Here is a 16,979-nt window from a genome sequence, read left to right as displayed (position 1 = left end):
AATTATTAAATTGTTGACTTTATCTGGATCGCAGCGCGGTGAATTTGAAGTCCAGCGTCCGCCATTAAATCTCTCCCACCATCCGGAAGATCGATATGCGAACGACGAAAATCGCCGATTGGTGTCGGCGCAGTGGAACTGCATCGCCAACCGCGGGTTCAGCCTTCGACTTGTGTAAGCTGGTTTCAAAAGCTACGTTCCCGCGGCTTTCAATCCACCCCGCAACATTATGAGTGGCCGTCTATGACGCTGAAATTACCCGATCTTCCTTATGCCTATGACGCTCTCACGCCGTTCATGTCGGCCGAGACGCTCGAGTTCCACCACGACAAGCATCACTTGGCGTATGTCGAAAACGGCAACAAGCTGCTTGCTGGCTCGAAGTACGAGGGCCAGTCGCTCGAAGATATCGTCAAGAACGCTTACGCGGATAAAGTTGCTGGCCTCATCAACAACGTTGGCCAGCACTATAACCATCTGCATTTCTGGCAGTGGATGAAGAAGGGCGGCGGCGGCAACAAGCTGCCGGGCAGCGTCCAGAAGCTCGTCGACGGTTACGGCGGCTTCGACAAGGTGCGCAACGACTTCATCGAAGCCGGCAAGGGCCAGTTCGGCTCGGGCTGGGCTTGGCTTGCGGTAAAGGACGGCAAACTTGAAGTCGTCAAAACGCCGAACGGTGAAAACCCGCTGATGTACGGCTCCAAGCCGATCCTCGGCGTCGATGTTTGGGAGCACAGCTACTACATCGACTACCGCAACGCTCGTCCGAAGTACCTCGAGGCCTGGTTCGACAACCTCGTCAACTGGGAGCACGTCGAGGCTCTCGTCGGCTAAGTGTAAAACCTCGAAATGTTCGATTGGCGCCGGCATTGCTTTCAATGCTGGCGCCAATGCATGTGTGGCACTCGATCAAACCCGGCGTTCGAACTGATGCGCGGAAGCCACTCAAAGGTCCGCCAAATCAGAGACTTGCCTCCACAGCTCGCTTCGCGCCGTTGCCGTCGCCTTGTCCGTGCCCTAAAGCTCATACAGTACGCGGATATTGTGCGGGGGCGGGGGATCCGAGTGTTCGTGCCGAGATTGCACGTTGCTGTCACGTTGATCTTCGCGCTCGTTCTCACCGGGTGCGCGACAATTATGACGCGCAACGGGATTTCCAGCGCCTCCCTCGCCGAAACTGCGGAAATCCCGGGCATGCCCGGCGTTCGCTTCTGGGGCGATGAAGTTCCAAAAGATCCTATCGCCGAAATCCGGCGGCGCACTGCGCATATGCCCAAGCTAGGTAAGAACACGAGAACCGTAGCCGGCCGCAAAGTCGTCGATACGCTCGCACTTTCAGGCGGCGGTTCCGACGGTGCATTCGGCGCGGGCGTCCTCGCCGGCTGGACGAAGCGCGGCGACCGTCCGGAATTCCAGGTCGTAACGGGCGTCAGCGCCGGGGCGATCATTGCGCCGTTCGCCTTTCTCGGGCCGTCCGAAGACGAAAAGCTTCACGCCATCTGGACGCAATACAAACAGGATCAAGTCGCGACGCCAGAAATTCTGTCAGGTCTTTTCGGCGGCCCTGCTCTTTCGAGCACCGCTCCCCTGCAGAACCTCATCGCGCACTATGTCGATGAAAAATTTCTCGACCGGATCGCTGCGCAATACAAGCGCGGTCGCGTTCTCTTGGTCCTGACGACGAACCTCGATGCCCAGCGCCCCGTTGTTTGGAACATGGGCGAAATCGCCCTCAAAAGATCGCCCCAAGCGATCGAGCTGTTTCGCAAGGTCATCCTAGCGTCCGCCGCTATTCCGGCCGCCTTCCCGCCGGTCAAGATTGAAGTCGTCGCCGACGGCAGAATGTATGACGAGTTACACGTTGACGGGGGCACCACCCGCGAAGTCTTCATCAGCCCGGTCGATGCGCCCATCAAAGCTTTCGACGTTCTTTACGATCAGCCGCCGATCCGCCGCTACTTCATTATAAAGAACGGCAAAGCCACCCCGGACCAGGAAGTCGTAAAGCCGACGACGCTACAGATCGCCGGCCGCTCGATTTCGACGCTCATCAAGAGCCAGAACATGGGCGAGGTCTATCACATCTACCGCGTTGCGCTTGATGGTGGCGCCGATTTCAACTTCCTGGCTGTGCCGCCATCGTTCGATTACAAGACCAAAGAAATCTACGATCCTAAGTATCAGGCAGCTCTCTATGCCAAGGGCGTCCAGGTCGGCCGCAGCGGCATATGGCTGAAGCATCCGCCGGGTGTGGCGCCGATCGGAGTCGATGGTCAGCAGCCCCGCCCAAGTCTGCCCGAACCGGTTGCGGCTGCGGGCAACGGCTAAGACAAACCACCATCCGCTAAAACAAAAGCGCCAGCTTTCGCTAGCGCTTCTCATCCACTGAACTTGGCTGCAGTTCAGAACCAGCGCGGTTGCCACCAATGCAGCAGCGTTTTCACAGCGTCCGGCGCGACCAGATAGGTAATACCGACGATGGCAACGGCCGCCACAACCAACAGCAGGATCGCAAGGCTCACTGGAGCGCGATAGCTAAGACCCGTACCCGGAATGCCGAACGTCACCACCGGCCCCTGCTTCCCGACATTCAGCGTCGCGCCGTTGCCGCCGACACTGCTGCTGACACCGGTCTTACTAAGATTGATGCGAACGCCGGGAAGAATTGTAAATGTCTTGCGAAACCGGAAATATCCCATCTCAGTCTCCTCGTCGGCGCCTGCCGGTTAAGTCATCCAATTTACGCGCCACGGTACTCGCGTTTTGCGAATCTCCGAAAAAACCTAATGGCTCCAATTGTGACTTTCAACGGATTCGCTCCGCTGTCAGCCTTTACCGCCAAAAAGACCGGGAAAGACTTTCTTGGCGCTGTGCTTGAGCTGTCCCAGCATCGTGCTGCGATCCTGCAAGCGCTCGTGTGCTGATTCGCGATCGAGGCCCTTGGCGTATTTCTTGACGTTGTCGCTATCAGCTTCGATGAGCTTCTTCCTCTCGTCTGCCGTGAGCGGCCCGACGCGCGACATCGGCGGCCGGATCAACGTCCGCTCGACCATCGACGGTTCGCCCTTGCCGCGCAGTAACGAGACCAGCGCTTCACCGACACGAAGCTCCTGAATGGCGCGTTCGGTATCGATGCTCGGATTGGACCGGAACGTCTCGGCAGCAGCGCGGATCGCTTTCTGCTCCCTCGGCGTGAAAGCGCGCAACGCGTGCTGAATTCGGTTGCCGAGCTGCGCCGAGACGCGATCGGGAACGTCGCTCGGGCTCTGCGTCACATAATAGACGCCGACGCCTTTCGAACGGATCAGCCGCGACACGCGTTCGACCTGTTCGAGCACCGCTTTCGGCGCGTCGTTGAACAGTAAATGCGCTTCGTCGAACAGGAACACGAGCTTGGGCTTTTCGAGATCGCCCACCTCCGGCAGCTTCTCGAAAAGCTCGGTCAACAGCCAAAGCAGGAACGTCGCGTAAAGGCGCGGCGTGTTCATCAGCTTTTCAGCCGCAAGCACGTTGACGACGCCGCGACCGTCCGCATCGACCTTCAGAAAATCCATGATGTCGAGCGCAGGCTCACCGAAAAACCGGTCGGCGCCTTGCTCTTCGAGAACCAGGAGACGGCGCTGGATAACGCCGACCGTTGCGGGCGCGATGTGTCCGTATTTACTGCGCAACGTCGAGGCTTTCTTGCCCATCTCGTCGATGACCGCGCGCAGATCCTGCAGATCGAGGATCGTCATTTTCGCGTCACCGGCCGCCCGTTCGTCCTCCGCCCAGCGGAACGCGATATTGAGCACGCCTTCCTGCGGCTCGGTCAGCTCCATCAATCGCGAGAGCAACAACGGTCCCATTTCCTGCACGGTCGCGCGAACGGGATGGCCGTCTTTACCGAAGATGTCCCAGAACGCCGTCGGGAACGACGTGTTGCCGTAGTTCGTCAGCCCGATTTCTTTCGCCCGCTCGACGAGCTTCGGCGCAGGCGTACCCTTTGCAGCGATACCCGAAAGATCGCCCTTGATGTCGGAAGCAAAAACCGGAACGCCGGCCGCTGAGAAGCCTTCGGCCAGCACCTGAAGCGTAACGGTCTTGCCGGTACCAGTCGCGCCTGTGATAAGACCATGCCGGTTGGCCAGCGCAAGCTCGATACATTCCGCCGCCGGTTCGTGGCCTGACTTGCTGACACCAATGAGGATCAAGCCATCTTGGACATAGTCGCGAGGATCGGCGACCGCTTCGCCACTGTCCTCGGGCCCATGCTTGCCGGTCATAGTGCCTCCTCGCGTATCGAAACGGCCGACTCGCGCGGCGGCCATTCCTGCCGTGATGCCACGCCCGTCCAGCCGACGCAAACGTCAACCTAGCCTCGCCCCAGCGCGGCAATTCGGCCAAGCCACATAGCAATTTCAGGCTCGCACGAACTGCTTTAGGGGGTATACCGGAAAGATACCCTATCGATAACGCCCCTAATGATTTGGGAACCAAGTTGTATGACGACCCGGACGCAAGATTTGCATTTCGCCCAGGATTTTCCGGCCGCCAATATCGATGAATGGCGCGCCCTCGTCGAAAAGGCGCTGAAAGGCGCCGATTTCGAGAAACGGCTTGTCAGCCGCACGGCCGACGGTCTGAAGATCGAGCCGCTCTATACCCGCCGCGACGCGCTTCAAAGCACGGTAAACGAGCTGCCAGGCAAGCCCCCGCTCACCCGCGGCATGAGGCCCGCACGTGATGGCCTCGGCTGGGACATTCGCACCTTCCACATCGAGTCCGACCCTAAAGCGGCGAACAAGGCAATTCTGGAAGATCTCGAAGGCGGCGTGACATCCGTCGCACTTCAGGTCTGCGGCGACGGCCTGCCCGCCACCAAGGACGCATTCGCCGAGGCGCTCGCGGGCGTCCTGCTTGACGTTTGCCCCATCGTCCTTGTTGCCGGAGAAAACGTCTTCGACGCTGCCCTCGCGCTGATGGCGGAATGGGACGCAAAAGGCATTAAGCCTGCCGAACGCCAGGGCTCGTTCGGCGCCGATCCGCTCGGCACGCTGGCGATGACCGGCCGCTTGTCGGAACCGGTCGAGACGGCGCTCGCACGCGCCGTCGCCTTGATGAAGACGACGATGGCGTCACCGCGCGTTCAGGTCATGACGGCCGATGGCGTCCCGGCTCACGTCGCAGGCGCCAGCGAAGCGCAAGAGCTTGCGTTCATGCTGTCGGCGCTCGTTGCTTATTTGCGTGCAGCGGACATGGGTGGCATCGCTCCTGCCGAAGCACTCCCGAAAATCAACGTCGCGCTTGCAGCCGACATCGATGAATTCTCCACAATCGCAAAATTGCGCGCGGCGCGTCACCTCATCTGGCGCGTTGCAGACGCTTGCGGCGCAGGCGATGCGGCATCTGCCGTCACACTCAATTGCCCGACGTCCTATCGCATCATGGCGAAGCGCGATCCGTGGACGAACATCCTACGCACGACGATCGCATGCGCAGGCGCTGCTCTCGGTGGTGCCGACGCCATCGTCGTGCTGCCCTTCACGTTCGCACTTGGCAAGCCCGATGCATTCGCGCGCCGCGTTGCGCGCAACATCCAGATCGTCTGCCAGGAAGAAAGCCACCTCGGCCGCGTCAATGACCCGGCAGGCGGTTCCTGGTACGTCGAGAACCTGACCGACGACATGACGAAGAAAGCTTGGGAAATTTTCCAGGATATCGAAGCCCGCGGCGGCCTTCTCGCCTGCCTGCAATCGGGCTTCGTGCAAGAAATGATCGCGAAGACGGCGGAAACGCGCGCCAAGTCGGTCGCAACGATCCGTCAGGAATTGACGGGTGTGAATGCGTTTCCGCTGCTCGGCGACGATGGCGTTCATGCCGATCCGTGGCCGGCAGCTTCGGCGCCAACGGCGAATGCCGCCGTCGAGATCGCGCCGCTGAAACCGCATCGCCTCGGCGAAGCGTTCGAAGCGCTGCGCGACGCGGCGGACGCACACGGCGGCTTCAACCTCTTCCTCGCCAGCATGGGCGAGATCGTCGATCACAACATCCGCACGACGTGGACGAAAAACTACCTCGCGGCGGGCGGCATCGCGACGCTCGTCAGCGACGGCTACAAGACGCCCGAGTCTGCAGCCGAAGCCTTCCGTAAATCCGGAGCGACCGCCGCGTGCATCTGTTCGTCCGACGCGGTCAATGCCGCCCTTTCAGAACCGACGGCAAAAGCTCTGAAAGCCGCAGGCGCCAAACTCGTGCTCATGGCCGGTCGACCGGGCGACAACGAGGCAGCGCTCAAGGCCGCCGGCGTCGATCAGTTCCTGTTTGCCGGGGCCGATGCGGTCGCCACGCTGAAAGGCCTGCAAGACAAATTGGCCTGAGCGAAAAAGCCAAGGAAACGACGAGACGTGGATTCAAAAGTACAAGCCGCTCGCAAAGCGGCAATCCGTCGGAAATTGCATTTGCGCCGCTATAGGTATGTCAGCCTCTCGCGCCGCCTTTGGCTTCGCCGCTGCGTCTTCCTTCTCGGCGCCGTCTGCATCGGCCTTGCCGCGGTTGGCTTTGCCAAGCTCGCCGACGCGGCGCAGGACATCTACTACCGGATGCTGCACACCTCGCCGTGGCTGCCGCTGATCCTGTCGCCCATCGGCTTCGCCGTGCTCGCCTACATCACCGCACGCTGGTTCCCGGCATCTTCGGGAAGCGGCATTCCGCAGGTCATCGCCGCGCGGCGGAGCAAGATCGTCGCCTTCCGGAAACGCATTCTCGGCTGGCCGACGATGGTCGCAAAGATCATCATGACGACGATTGCACTGATCTTCGGCGCATCCGTCGGACGCGAAGGCCCGACTGTTCAGGTCGGTGCTTCGGTCATGTATGCGGTTGCCGGTTATGCCGGCATCGGACGACACAACGGCTTGGTCCTCGCAGGCTCGGCGGCTGGCATCGCCGCGGCGTTCAACGCGCCCATCGCCGGTATTCTCTTCGCCATCGAGGAGGTTGCCAAATCTTATGCCGGCCGCATCAACGAACTCGTCATCGCCTCTGTCGCGATCGCTGGCGGCGTGAGCTGGTTCATCCTCGGAAATTACGCTTATTTCGGTGTGGTCTCGGCCAATATGGCGCATGCCGCCGACTGGTCCGCTATCCCGATCTGCGCACTGCTGGGCGGCATCATGGGCGGCTTCTTTTCGCGCTCGCTCGTCGTACTCGTGCGCAAGCCGCCATCTTTCATCGCGATACTCCGCCGCCGTCCGGCCGTCTTCGCCGCCGTCTGCGGCCTCATCGTCGCGGTGCTCAGCATCGCAACGGGCGGATATGCGTCCGGCAACGGCTATATGGAAACGCATGCCGGACTGGTGGACGGCAATCACATTCCGTTCTGGTATGGGCCGTGCAAGCTCATCACGACGCTCCTGTCGTCGGCGAGCGGCATTCCCGGCGGTCTCTTTTCGCCGTCGCTTGCCGTCGGCGCCGGATTGGGCTCGATGGTCACGCCGATCTTCTCGTTCGTCGAACCGCGCGCCCTGATGCTGATGATGACCGTCGGCTACTTTGCCGCCGTCGTGCAATCGCCGCTCACCGCCGTCGTGATTGTGATGGAAATGACGAGCGACCGGAACATGGTCATTCCGCTGATGGCGACGTCGCTGCTCGCCGCAGGCATTTCGCGCCTTATCCAGCGTGAGCCGCTCTATCACGCGCTATCGCACGGCTTCAATCCGCTGCCGTCGGAACTGAAGAAATAGAACCGGAGGGGCACTTGCCCCTCCTTTCAGCATCCGCAAAAGATGCCGATGCACGACCTTTCGGTCTTTGCGCATTTCGAAATCAGCGGTTCCATCGACTGCCCCGGAATGCCGACCTGAAAATCCTTGTTGTTAGCACCGGCTTTTTCATCGGCACCCGCCTGCTGCGGCTGCTCGACGGCAGCTGTCTTGGTCGGCTGCGCTTCGCGCTCCACGACTATTCGATGCCGCGGGAGCCGGCGTTCACTTTGCTTTTTTTTTGAGCCAGAGCCGACATCGGCGGGGCTTCTTCCGCGGAGTCGATCATCATGCCGAGCCCCATCGCTGGCTGAAACTTTTTCGCCAAGCGTTCGCGGCCTGCGGATGCGACTTTGCGTTCGGCCTTATGCCGCTTCGACGTCGTCTCCGCCGTCTTACCGGGATAGCCGGTGATAATCTTCACGGGGTCCGCAACCGTCGTCGGGCGCCCGTTCGGATCGGGAACAGCCGGAACCGCCGGTTCTGCTGGCGCTTCTGAAATACTCGCGGTAACGACCGGTCGCGTGACGATAACGGACGCCGGTTTCTCAGGCGTAGCGGCAGCCATTTGCTGGTCGGGCTTACGCACTTCGATCTGTTGCGCGTCCGCCGGCTTCGCATCGCCGTTCAATGCAAATTTAGCGCTTAACTCCTCCGCCGCAATCCGCGCCGCCGGAGGATTCTGCGCGGCAAACGCCTGCATCGCCATAACGAACTCGCTGAAATTGACGACCGGAACGAACTCCGGAACCTTGATCGCCTGCGGACGCTGCTGCGCCGGCGGGATCGCATCGGCAGCATCGGCCGCGCCGCCGGATCCTAATCTCGTTGGAGTGGACAATGTCGACGCAACGATCGCGCCCAGAACCACTGAAACTGCCTTAAATCTCACGACGCACACCCCACGCGATACTCGATGGGACTGCTCGTCGACGCCGGCCCGCACCGGTGCCGCGGCACCCTTCAAAACACACACACACGGGCAAGGTAGCTTCGTACTCTAACCCCCCGTGCCCCAACGACTAATGAAACGCTAACAAAGGCAGGAGAATGGCACGCGCGATGCTCGGTCAGAGCCCAATAGTAGCGCTGCGCAAACCTATTCGCGGCCCGACACAGCAAGCACGGCCATGACGCCGAGGATCGGCAGCGACGCGAGCACCGACGCCGCAGGCACCGCATATTCGTTGCCGCCTTCGGTCAACGGCGACAGCAGAGCCTGAGTGTCTGGAAAAGCCGCGGCCAGCACAGTCGCGGCAGTGACGATAGCAGCTCCGGCAGCTCCAACAGCGACAGCAGACATGACACTCCTCCCATCTCAAAATTGCTCCGGCCATGGCAGGCCGATGCGTGGGAGAATGAACACGACGCCAAACTCTCGCTGTTACCGGAGTGACAAACCGACAGCGCCGCCGCCGCGAAAGCGAACGACGCGCTTCGGCCGGTAAGAGCAGCTGGACTAGTTGTCGAGCTTTTCGATTTTCGCAGCGAGATCCGGCACCACCGTCATCCGGTAGTGAACGCCCTTGCACGCAACGATCCAGACTTTGGCGTTAGGCTTCGATGCGTCCTTCTCTAGTCGCGCGCTGTCTGGATGATCGCACGCAAATCCCTGCGTACGAAGCTGCGCGGCCAGAAGATCCATCGGCGGCTCGAGCCCGCTCTCGGCAATGGCGCTTGATGCCGACAATCCGGCCGAGATCGCCGAAGCCATGAAGATGATTGAGTTGCGCATAGGACGTTTCCAGGAAATGACGGCAGATATTACGACGAAACGCGACCGATATCCGTCGGGACCACAGTTCGAGGTAAACAATATACTGCTCATTCCTCGATTTTTATTTCGCTCGGACGATGGAGCGACGCAACAAGGGTATACGAAATCAACATTAAGAGGAACCACGAACCGAGCTTTCCGGCGCTCACAAGTTGCCAGCCGTGCCGCTGGTTGGGATAAGCCCACGCAGCCGTAAACGTCCCGATGTTCTCGGCAAACCAGATGAAAAGCGCCACCAGGAATAGCCCGAGCAGCAGCGGCATGTGGCGGTGCGTCTTCCAGATCCTGTAATAGACCGTGCACGGCCCGATGAGCACGACGGCGGCCGCAAAGAGAATGACCCGAAAATCCCGGACGTAATGGTGAGCAAAAAAGTTCGCATAAATGGCGACGCTTAGAACGCCCAGCACCCAGACCGGCGGGTGCCGCGTGAATCGGAAATCGAAAAGCCGCCAGCAGCGTGCGATATAGGAACCGACCGCCGCATACATGAAGCCGGTGAAGAGCGGCACGCCCGCGATGCGAAGCAGGCTCGCCTCGGGATAGATCCACGATCCGACCGACGTCTTGAAGATTTCCATCACCGTGCCGACGGCATGAAACACGACGATGACTTTCGCTTCTTCGAACGTCTCAAGTTTGAAAAGCAGCATCGCCAATTGGATCAGAACTGCAGCGATAACGAGAAAATCGTATCGCGCCAGCACCGCCCCTTTCGGATAGAAAAAATGCGTCGCGATCAGCAGCGCAAGAAGCAAAGCTCCGAACAGACAGGCCCACGCCTGCTTCACACCGAAGCGGACGAACTCGTAGGCAAAGTGAGAAAGCCGCCCGTGTGCTTCCGCCGCCTCACCAATCCGCGCTTCCCAATCGATGAAGCGCGCAAGCGGCGGCCACTGTCGGGCTGCGCTTCGCTGCGAAGCATCCCCGGAAACTTTGCGTTGCATATTGCACCCTGAAACTGGCGCCCCCTTTACGCATCATGCCGAGGTTTATGGCTTTATGAGCCCTAGGCTGACCGCTTGCAGCATCGACGTGGAAACGTCGAATTTCGACACTGTCATCCCGTCTCTTCCCTAGGCACGGCCGGTATGCCAAGTGATCGCGACGCAAAGGAGTTCGCCTTGACTGCCCCGACCAGTCCATCCCCCGCACCGAGCCATTCGCTGCCACGCCTGATGCTGATGGGCCTCTTGAGCGGCCTCATCTCGGCGTTCGTCGCAGCATCCGCGCTCGTCATCCTGGCCGATCCCCGCGTCTCCGGCACAGGGAATGCCGGAGCGGCCGTCAAGGACTTCGGCAACGACATGCCGACGACCCTGCTGGCAGCCTTCATCTGGTTCCTACCCGTGGGGATATTCGTTTTCCCACCCGCGGCGAAATTTCTCGGCGCAGCCTCCAGTACCGGAACTCTTCGCCTGCTGAAATTCGTAGCGCTGGCGGCCATCCTCTGGTGCCTGCTGGCGGAGGCGATTTACCTCATCCTGACGCCCTTAGCGCCCGCCCCGCCGGGCGCCCAGAGCGCCGATCTGATCCGCGCCGCATTAAGCGGAGTTTTTTTCGGCGTCGTTTACGATCTGCTTCTGCGCCGAAGGGACTACCTCCTGGACCGCAAACCCCGCTAAACCTTCCCCCGCCCCGAGTTTTGCCGTACCTTGCGGCGGACGATAACCACTTTTGACCGGATCACCGACCCGCATGACTTCGATTCCGAATTTTGCTCAGATTCCCCTCGATCCGGAGACGCCGGTCAAATCCGCTTCGGCGGCCGAGGCGCCGAGCGCCCCCGTGTGGGAAACTCCGGAAGGCATTCCTGTGAAGCCGGTCTTCACCGATGCCGATACGGCCGGGCTCGATTTTATCGACGGGCTGCCGGGCATCGCGCCGTTCGTGCGCGGTCCCTATCCGGCGATGTACGCGCTGCAGCCGTGGACGATCCGCCAATACGCCGGCTTTTCGACGGCGGAAGATTCCAACGCCTTCTATCGCCGCAACATCGCCGCCGGCCAGAAGGGCCTCTCGATCGCCTTCGACCTCGCCACGCATCGCGGCTATGACTCCGACCACCCGCGCGTGAAGGGTGACGTCGGCATGGCGGGCGTCGCCATCGATTCGATCTACGACATGCGCGTGCTGTTCGACGGCATTCCGCTCCAGGACATGACCGTCTCGATGACGATGAACGGCGCCGTGCTGCCTGTGCTGGCGCTTTTCATCGTCGCCGGCGAAGAACAGGGCGTACCGCCACAGAAACTCGCCGGAACCATTCAGAACGACATTCTGAAAGAGTTCATGGTGCGCAACACCTACATCTATCCGCCCGCACCTTCGATGCGCATCGTCTCGGACATCTTCGCCTACACGTCCGCGAACATGCCGAAATTCAACTCGATCTCGATTTCCGGCTATCACATGCAGGAAGCGGGCGCGACCGCCGACCTCGAACTCGGCTATACGATCGCTGACGGCATCGAATACGCCCGCGCCGGTGTCGCCGCAGGTCTGGATATCGACGCCTTTGCCCCGCGCCTGTCGTTCTTTTGGGCGATCGGCATGAACTACTTCATGGAGATCGCCAAGATGCGCGCCGCGCGTCTGCTCTGGGCGAAGCTCATCAAGGAAGAATTCAAGCCCAAGGACAGCCGCTCGCTGTCGTTGCGCACGCACTCGCAGACGTCGGGCTGGTCGCTGACGGCGCAAGATATCTTCAACAACGCGACGCGCACTTGTCTCGAAGCGATGGCCGCCACGCAAGGTCATACACAGTCGCTGCACACGAACGGCCTCGATGAAGCCATCGCGCTGCCGACCGACTTCTCCGCCCGCATCGCTCGCAACACGCAGCTTCTACTGCAGCAGGAAAGCGGCACCTGCCGCACCATCGACCCGTGGGGCGGCAGCCATTACGTCGAACGCCTGACGTACGAACTCGCGAAAAAAGCGATGTCTCACATCCAGGAAGTCGAAGAACAAGGCGGCATGGCGAAGGCTATCGCAGCGGGCATTCCGAAGCTGCGCATCGAAGAAGCCGCCGCCCGTACGCAGGCCCGCATCGACAGCGGTCGCCAGACCATCACCGGTGTCAACAAGTATCAGATCAAGGGCGACAAGGAGATCAACTTCCTCAAAGTTGACAATCACGCCGTCCGCGAAGCCCAGCTTGCGAAGCTCGAACGCCTGCGCGCCGAGCGCAACGAGGCCGAAGTACAAGCTGCGCTCAACGATCTCACCGAAGGCGCCAAAGGCAACGCCAACCTGCTCGATCTCGCCGTGAAGGCTGCGCGCAAGAAGGCGACGGTCGGTGAAATCTCCTATGCGCTGGAGAAAGTGTTCTCGCGCCACAAGGCGGAAATTCGCGCCATCAGCGGTGTCTACAAAAAGGAAGCGGCGATGAACCCGAGCCTTGAGCGCGTCAAAAAGCTCGTCGAGCAGTTCGACAAGAATGACGGCCGCCGCCCGCGCATCCTGATCGCCAAGCTCGGCCAGGACGGCCACGACCGCGGCCAGAAAGTTATCGCTTCCGCGTTCGCCGACCTCGGCTTCGATGTCGATATCGGACCGCTGTTCGCGACTGCCGATGAAGCAGCACGCCAGGCCGTCGAGAACGACGTGCACGTTGTCGGCGTCTCGACCATGACGGCGGGCCATCTCACGCTCGTGCCGGAACTGAAATCAGCGCTCGACAAGGAAGGCCGCGGCGACATCATGATCGTCGTCGGCGGCGTCATTCCCCCGTCGGACTATGACGCGCTCTATGCGGCAGGCGCCAAGGCCGTCTTCGGTCCCGGCACCAACATCCCCGAAGCCGCCGCAGACCTCGTTGAAAAACTCAACGCGCAGTTGGGCTACGTGGACAAGCAAGCGGCGGAATAAATCCCCCGTCATCCCATTTCTTGAAAGGTACCGATCATGGCGTTCGACCAGATCAAGCTGGAGATTTCGCTGCTTCTCACTGAGATGCAGAACGAGCCCGAAGACAGGCACGAGATCTATCTCTCGCTGCGCGAAAAACTCAATCAGCTGAAGGCAACGGGCATGCCTCTGCCCGAAGACCTTGTCACGCTCGAACGCGAACTTGAAAAAGAGTTCGCGGAAGAACAGCGCGAAGGCGAATGAGGACACTGATACCGAGTATGGCCGGCTTATAGCCGCTCAAGTACAGCGCTAAGTTTGTCCCGGACAGTTTCGGCAATCTCAGGTAAGACTGGATTGCCGACACGGCCCATAGCAGCAGCGGGATTGACCGCTGCGACTTCGACGTCGCCAGCCGCACGCTCCTGAACGATGACGTTGCATGGAAGCATGACGCCGATCTTATCCTCCGCCTGCAACGCGCGATACGCGAGCTGCGGATTGCAGGCCCCTAAGATCCGATAGGGCCGCCACTCCGCACCGATTTTCGACTTCAATGTCGCGCTGACGTCGATGTCCGTCAGGATGCCGAACCCTTCGTCCTTGAGCGCCGATATCACTTTCGCAACCACATCGGCGAAAGGAAGCTGCAACGTCTTCGCAATGTAATAATCCATTCGTGCAATCCGAACTTAGATCATGCAACAGCCCATCGCGAGCAGTGCGTCGGCCTTCTTCTTCTGATCGTCGCTCAAAGCATTGTAGAGCGCCTCAACCGACGGCCGAACGGCCTTTAAGTTCTGCACCATATTTTCCATCGCCTTGGTGCGGGCGTCCAAACGATCAAGCGCACTGCCCGAATGCATGACCTTCATCATTTCCGTGCGCGTTTCCTGCATGCCGGCCGCACGCGCCTTCACGGCTTTTGCGTAGTCGTCCCATGCTGCCGTTTGCTCAGCAGTGATGCCAAGCTCGGCCTTCATGTACGCAAGGCGGCCTTCCATCATTGGGCCCATGTCATTCATCATGCCATGGCCCATCATGCCCATGCCAGACTGACCCATCATACCGGGGCCCATGCCTTGGCCAGCCATCATACCTTGACCACCCATCATGCCTTGGCCCATCATAGGCATTTGCGGCTGACTGTCTTGGGCAAGAGCACCGCCAACTCCAAGACCTATTGTGCCGATAAGCGCTCCAGCAAGAACACGCAAATTCTGCTTCATGACCGCTCTCCTTCCTGGCTTGTTCTCGACCAGGAACGGAATCCGTTTTCTTGGCCCTGCGCGCGTTGATGGGCGTCAAGTGTTACAGATTTTTATTATCTCTCGAATGTCGCGACGGCGCCGACGCCGGCCTTCAACACAAAAAAAGCCATGGCCGACCGAAAGCGTTAGCCATGGCGAACAATGTATCGAAGAAAAAGCCTAGTACTTCCTGAGCCGAAAGAAAGCGGTGCCCGCTTCGCCCGCAAGACTAACATCGCCCGTGCGCCCCGAGACCGTGATCTTGATCGAGCCGCCGGTATTGTATTGCTGATTAAAGAAGCTACCGACGTATCTGTTGGCACCGTACTTCGTCAGCTCCGCCGTCTGATCGACTCTGGCAGACGACGTCGCGCAGGTTGCCGACATCCGGTAGCTGCGCGCGCCGGTCTTTGCAAAATGCGCACGGCACCGCGCTTTCTCTTTCGTGCCCGACGAGAAATTGATGTTGCCGTTTCCGGCCCACGTCCCAACCAGCATCGCAGATTCGGCGCGCGCTTCGGCGCCAACCATACCGAGCCCTAACGCACCAGCGAGCGTCACGGCAAATACCGAAGCGCGGCGCGCTTTTAAAAGGTGGCTCTGGATCATTCCAATACTCCGTTGAAACCGGCCGCCCCGCGAAATATAGCGCACCGTGTCGAATGTTGCAGCCGGGTGCAGGTAGGCATCGTTTGGAAAATCGTCAATTGCCGTAAACACCAAACTGGGCGTTCACCAGACCGCGATCCGCCGACACGAACGCCGCTTCCGCCGCCGCAAATTCATCAAATCTGAAGTCAACCGCCGCTAGAGTGATGACAGACATGTGAAGGCCGTCCAGCCCCTCCTCACCAATTGGTTGCAGCATTCCTACCGGCGGAACTTGTCGTTTAAGAAAAAGCATGCTCAGCAGGAGGCATGAAGACCCTCCCGGAATCCTTTCGCCCCTTCGATGCCCGCATGCTGGACGTCGGCGATGGCCATTGGATTTACGTCGAGGAAGTTGGCCGGAAAGGCGGGCGGCCGATCGTATTCCTGCATGGCGGCCCTGGCAGCGGTTCCCAAGTGCTGCATCGCACGCTGTTCGATCCTGCCCGCGATCATGTCTTCCTGATCGACCAGCGCGGCGCAGGCCGCAGCCACCCCTACCTCTCCTGCAAGGCCAACACGACAGCCCATATCGTTGCCGATCTCGAAGCTGTCCGCGCCCATTTTGCCATCGACCGCTGGATGCTCGTCGGCGGTTCTTGGGGATCGACGCTGGCGCTCGCCTATGCCGAACGGCACCCGGAACGCGTAACGGCTCTCGTACTGCGGGCGCTGTTTCTCGGCACCGACGAAGAAGTTCGCTGGGCCTTCGTCGATGGGCCGCAGATTTTCCGCCCCGAACTATTCGAAGCCTATTGTAACCGTCTTCCGCCGGAGGAGCGGGCCAACCCGCTGACCGCTTACGTCAAACGCCTAACCGGCCCCGACGGCGCTGAAAGAACGCGCGCCGCGCACGCCTGGAACGCCTACGAGCGCGCCCTCTCGGAACTCCAGCCAAAACACGCCGTCATTCCCGAAACGGTCGCCGATGGCGCCCGCCTGCCGCCGACGCCGATCGTCGAAGCACACTACATCGCGAACAGCTTTTTTCTGCAGCCCGGCGAGTTGCTGGCCAACGCCCATCGCCTGCGCGACATTCCGGGCGTCATCGTTCAAGGTCGTTACGACCTTCTCTGTCCGCCAAAAAAAGCTCACGCGCTAGCGTCCGTCTGGCCCGCCGCCCGCCTGGAAATCATCGACCACGCCGGGCATTCCATGACCGAGCCCGGCGTGATGGAAGCCATGCGCCGCGCCATCACCGAACTCGGCGATGCCGCGCAGGCCGCGCCTTAGCTGTTCTCGTCAACGATGAGTTCGCTCACCATCGTCGGCTGATGCTTCGAGCAGATGATGCGATAGACGCCGGGTTTGTCCGCGACGAAGCTGACGTTCTGCACTTCGCCGCGTTTCAGGGTGAACGACTTGTCGTAGCCCTCGATCGTCGTCGGATGGCTCGCCCCGTTGAGGCCGACGAACGACAGCGTCACCTCGTCTCCGGCTTTGACGTGGATTTGCGGCGTGCTCCAGAGGTACGCCGAAACTTCCCAGCGCCCGTCTGAATTCGGCTGCTTCAGTTCGTACCCGCCACCCTCCGGCAACGGCGTCGTCGGGAACGGTTCTTTCGAGACCAGCGTGCCGCCCTTCGGCTCGATCGCCGCAATCGTAAATGCGCGCTTAGTGCCGGTGGCCGCCAGAGCCGCCGCTCCGGCAAACCCAATCGCTGCCGCTGCAAGCGTCAGAGCGACTTGTCGCGGTGTGATCATGGTG

General features: G+C 60.5%; 20 protein-coding genes. 8 read left to right on the top strand and 12 right to left on the bottom strand.

Going from position 1 to position 16,979, the window contains the following annotated elements:
* The first annotated feature begins 243 nt into the window (after positions 1-243).
* Together HYP802_RS0107360 and HYP802_RS0107355 are read left to right on the top strand one after the other, a co-directional pair.
* A complete protein-coding gene (locus HYP802_RS0107360) occupies positions 244-834 on the top strand; it encodes a superoxide dismutase (RefSeq protein ID WP_013946531.1) in 591 nt (196 codons plus the stop codon).
* A 237-nt stretch (positions 835-1,071) separates the two neighbouring features.
* Positions 1,072-2,328 carry a patatin-like phospholipase family protein gene (locus HYP802_RS0107355; protein ID WP_244420973.1) on the top strand — a complete coding sequence of 419 codons (1,257 nt, stop codon included), beginning with the start codon at positions 1,072-1,074 and terminating at the stop codon, positions 2,326-2,328.
* A gap of 74 nt (positions 2,329-2,402) precedes the next feature.
* Here the strand turns inward: HYP802_RS0107355 and HYP802_RS0107350 are convergent, their stop codons facing one another.
* A complete protein-coding gene (locus tag HYP802_RS0107350; RefSeq protein ID WP_013946529.1) occupies positions 2,403-2,699 on the bottom strand; it encodes a DUF4236 domain-containing protein in 297 nt (98 codons plus the stop codon).
* A gap of 126 nt (positions 2,700-2,825) precedes the next feature.
* The gene (locus tag HYP802_RS0107345; protein WP_013946528.1) at positions 2,826-4,265 is read right to left on the bottom strand and encodes a helicase HerA-like domain-containing protein; all 1,440 of its coding nucleotides are present in this window, start codon (positions 4,263-4,265) and stop codon (positions 2,826-2,828) included.
* A 219-nt stretch (positions 4,266-4,484) separates the two neighbouring features.
* Here HYP802_RS0107345 and HYP802_RS0107340 point away from each other — a divergent pair, with 219 nt between their 5' ends.
* On the top strand, positions 4,485-6,359 hold the full coding sequence (locus tag HYP802_RS0107340) for a methylmalonyl-CoA mutase subunit beta (RefSeq protein WP_013946527.1): 1,875 nt from the start codon (positions 4,485-4,487) through the stop codon (positions 6,357-6,359).
* A gap of 27 nt (positions 6,360-6,386) precedes the next feature.
* On the top strand, positions 6,387-7,727 hold the full coding sequence (locus HYP802_RS0107335) for a chloride channel protein (protein WP_013946526.1): 1,341 nt from the start codon (positions 6,387-6,389) through the stop codon (positions 7,725-7,727).
* A gap of 26 nt (positions 7,728-7,753) precedes the next feature.
* On the opposite strand, the gene HYP802_RS0107330 is transcribed toward HYP802_RS0107335, so the two are convergent.
* From HYP802_RS0107330 to HYP802_RS0107310, 5 genes are all read right to left on the bottom strand, one after another.
* The gene (locus HYP802_RS0107330; protein WP_013946525.1) at positions 7,754-7,942 is read right to left on the bottom strand and encodes a hypothetical protein; all 189 of its coding nucleotides are present in this window, start codon (positions 7,940-7,942) and stop codon (positions 7,754-7,756) included.
* 2 nt (positions 7,943-7,944) lie between these two features.
* On the bottom strand, positions 7,945-8,637 hold the full coding sequence (locus HYP802_RS0107325) for a hypothetical protein (protein ID WP_155831183.1): 693 nt from the start codon (positions 8,635-8,637) through the stop codon (positions 7,945-7,947).
* 207 nt (positions 8,638-8,844) lie between these two features.
* Positions 8,845-9,048 (bottom strand): hypothetical protein, encoded by a 204-nt coding sequence (locus HYP802_RS0107320; protein ID WP_013946523.1) that lies wholly within the window; start codon positions 9,046-9,048, stop codon positions 8,845-8,847.
* A 156-nt stretch (positions 9,049-9,204) separates the two neighbouring features.
* Entirely contained in the window at positions 9,205-9,480 is a 276-nt protein-coding gene (locus HYP802_RS0107315) for a hypothetical protein (protein WP_013946522.1), read from the bottom strand.
* Positions 9,481-9,569: 89 nt separating this feature from the next.
* Entirely contained in the window at positions 9,570-10,469 is a 900-nt protein-coding gene (locus HYP802_RS0107310) for a DUF817 domain-containing protein (protein ID WP_013946521.1), read from the bottom strand.
* A 177-nt stretch (positions 10,470-10,646) separates the two neighbouring features.
* On the opposite strand from HYP802_RS0107310, the gene HYP802_RS0107305 reads away from it, so the two are divergent.
* The 3 genes from HYP802_RS0107305 to HYP802_RS0107295 all read left to right on the top strand — a co-directional run bounded on the left by HYP802_RS0107305 (position 10,647) and on the right by HYP802_RS0107295 (position 13,638).
* Positions 10,647-11,147, top strand: a complete 501-nt coding sequence (locus tag HYP802_RS0107305) for a hypothetical protein (RefSeq protein ID WP_155831182.1) — start codon at positions 10,647-10,649, stop codon at positions 11,145-11,147.
* Positions 11,148-11,220: 73 nt separating this feature from the next.
* Complete coding sequence (gene scpA, locus HYP802_RS0107300) at positions 11,221-13,395, top strand: methylmalonyl-CoA mutase (RefSeq protein ID WP_024275453.1); 2,175 nt, start codon at positions 11,221-11,223, stop codon at positions 13,393-13,395.
* Positions 13,396-13,431: 36 nt separating this feature from the next.
* Positions 13,432-13,638 (top strand): hypothetical protein, encoded by a 207-nt coding sequence (locus HYP802_RS0107295; RefSeq protein ID WP_013946518.1) that lies wholly within the window; start codon positions 13,432-13,434, stop codon positions 13,636-13,638.
* Between the two features lie 26 nt (positions 13,639-13,664).
* On the opposite strand, the gene HYP802_RS0107290 is transcribed toward HYP802_RS0107295, so the two are convergent.
* From HYP802_RS0107290 to HYP802_RS23555, 4 genes are all read right to left on the bottom strand, one after another.
* Positions 13,665-14,051, bottom strand: coding sequence for a DUF302 domain-containing protein (locus HYP802_RS0107290; RefSeq protein WP_013946517.1), 387 nt, complete (start codon positions 14,049-14,051; stop codon positions 13,665-13,667).
* Positions 14,052-14,066: 15 nt separating this feature from the next.
* Complete coding sequence (locus HYP802_RS0107285; protein WP_013946516.1) at positions 14,067-14,603, bottom strand: Spy/CpxP family protein refolding chaperone; 537 nt, start codon at positions 14,601-14,603, stop codon at positions 14,067-14,069.
* 201 nt (positions 14,604-14,804) lie between these two features.
* Entirely contained in the window at positions 14,805-15,233 is a 429-nt protein-coding gene (locus tag HYP802_RS0107280) for a hypothetical protein (protein ID WP_024275452.1), read from the bottom strand.
* A gap of 94 nt (positions 15,234-15,327) precedes the next feature.
* Complete coding sequence (locus HYP802_RS23555) at positions 15,328-15,528, bottom strand: hypothetical protein (RefSeq protein WP_155831181.1); 201 nt, start codon at positions 15,526-15,528, stop codon at positions 15,328-15,330.
* Between the two features lie 14 nt (positions 15,529-15,542).
* Between HYP802_RS23555 and pip the strand changes: the two genes are divergently transcribed.
* Complete coding sequence (gene pip, locus HYP802_RS0107270; RefSeq protein WP_013946513.1) at positions 15,543-16,505, top strand: prolyl aminopeptidase; 963 nt, start codon at positions 15,543-15,545, stop codon at positions 16,503-16,505.
* On the opposite strand, the gene HYP802_RS0107265 is transcribed toward pip, so the two are convergent.
* Positions 16,502-16,975, bottom strand: coding sequence for a cupredoxin domain-containing protein (locus HYP802_RS0107265; RefSeq protein WP_013946512.1), 474 nt, complete (start codon positions 16,973-16,975; stop codon positions 16,502-16,504). The genes pip and HYP802_RS0107265 overlap by 4 nt on opposite strands.
* Positions 16,976-16,979: the final 4 nt, after the last annotated feature.

It is taken from the genome of Hyphomicrobium sp. 802, assembly GCF_000526135.1.
Taxonomy (GTDB): domain Bacteria; phylum Pseudomonadota; class Alphaproteobacteria; order Rhizobiales; family Hyphomicrobiaceae; genus Hyphomicrobium_B.
This window is presented reverse-complemented; position numbering and strand designations above follow the sequence as displayed.

What these genes read in the sequence shown, in the direction of transcription:
- pip (WP_013946513.1), top strand. Translation starts at nt 15,543, where the DNA reads ATGAAGACCCTCCCGGAATCCTTTCGCCCCTTCGATGCCCGCATGCTG.
- HYP802_RS0107345 (WP_013946528.1), bottom strand. Translation starts at nt 4,265, where the DNA reads ATGACCGGCAAGCATGGGCCCGAGGACAGTGGCGAAGCGGTCGCCGAT.
- HYP802_RS0107295 (WP_013946518.1), top strand. Translation starts at nt 13,432, where the DNA reads ATGGCGTTCGACCAGATCAAGCTGGAGATTTCGCTGCTTCTCACTGAG.
- HYP802_RS0107350 (WP_013946529.1), bottom strand. Translation starts at nt 2,699, where the DNA reads ATGGGATATTTCCGGTTTCGCAAGACATTTACAATTCTTCCCGGCGTT.
- HYP802_RS0107315 (WP_013946522.1), bottom strand. Translation starts at nt 9,480, where the DNA reads ATGCGCAACTCAATCATCTTCATGGCTTCGGCGATCTCGGCCGGATTG.
- HYP802_RS0107360 (WP_013946531.1), top strand. Translation starts at nt 244, where the DNA reads ATGACGCTGAAATTACCCGATCTTCCTTATGCCTATGACGCTCTCACG.
- scpA (WP_024275453.1), top strand. Translation starts at nt 11,221, where the DNA reads ATGACTTCGATTCCGAATTTTGCTCAGATTCCCCTCGATCCGGAGACG.
- HYP802_RS0107285 (WP_013946516.1), bottom strand. Translation starts at nt 14,603, where the DNA reads ATGAAGCAGAATTTGCGTGTTCTTGCTGGAGCGCTTATCGGCACAATA.
- HYP802_RS0107280 (WP_024275452.1), bottom strand. Translation starts at nt 15,233, where the DNA reads ATGATCCAGAGCCACCTTTTAAAAGCGCGCCGCGCTTCGGTATTTGCC.
- HYP802_RS0107265 (WP_013946512.1), bottom strand. Translation starts at nt 16,975, where the DNA reads ATGATCACACCGCGACAAGTCGCTCTGACGCTTGCAGCGGCAGCGATT.
- HYP802_RS0107340 (WP_013946527.1), top strand. Translation starts at nt 4,485, where the DNA reads ATGACGACCCGGACGCAAGATTTGCATTTCGCCCAGGATTTTCCGGCC.
- HYP802_RS0107290 (WP_013946517.1), bottom strand. Translation starts at nt 14,051, where the DNA reads ATGGATTATTACATTGCGAAGACGTTGCAGCTTCCTTTCGCCGATGTG.
- HYP802_RS0107320 (WP_013946523.1), bottom strand. Translation starts at nt 9,048, where the DNA reads ATGTCTGCTGTCGCTGTTGGAGCTGCCGGAGCTGCTATCGTCACTGCC.
- HYP802_RS0107310 (WP_013946521.1), bottom strand. Translation starts at nt 10,469, where the DNA reads ATGCAACGCAAAGTTTCCGGGGATGCTTCGCAGCGAAGCGCAGCCCGA.
- HYP802_RS23555 (WP_155831181.1), bottom strand. Translation starts at nt 15,528, where the DNA reads ATGCTTTTTCTTAAACGACAAGTTCCGCCGGTAGGAATGCTGCAACCA.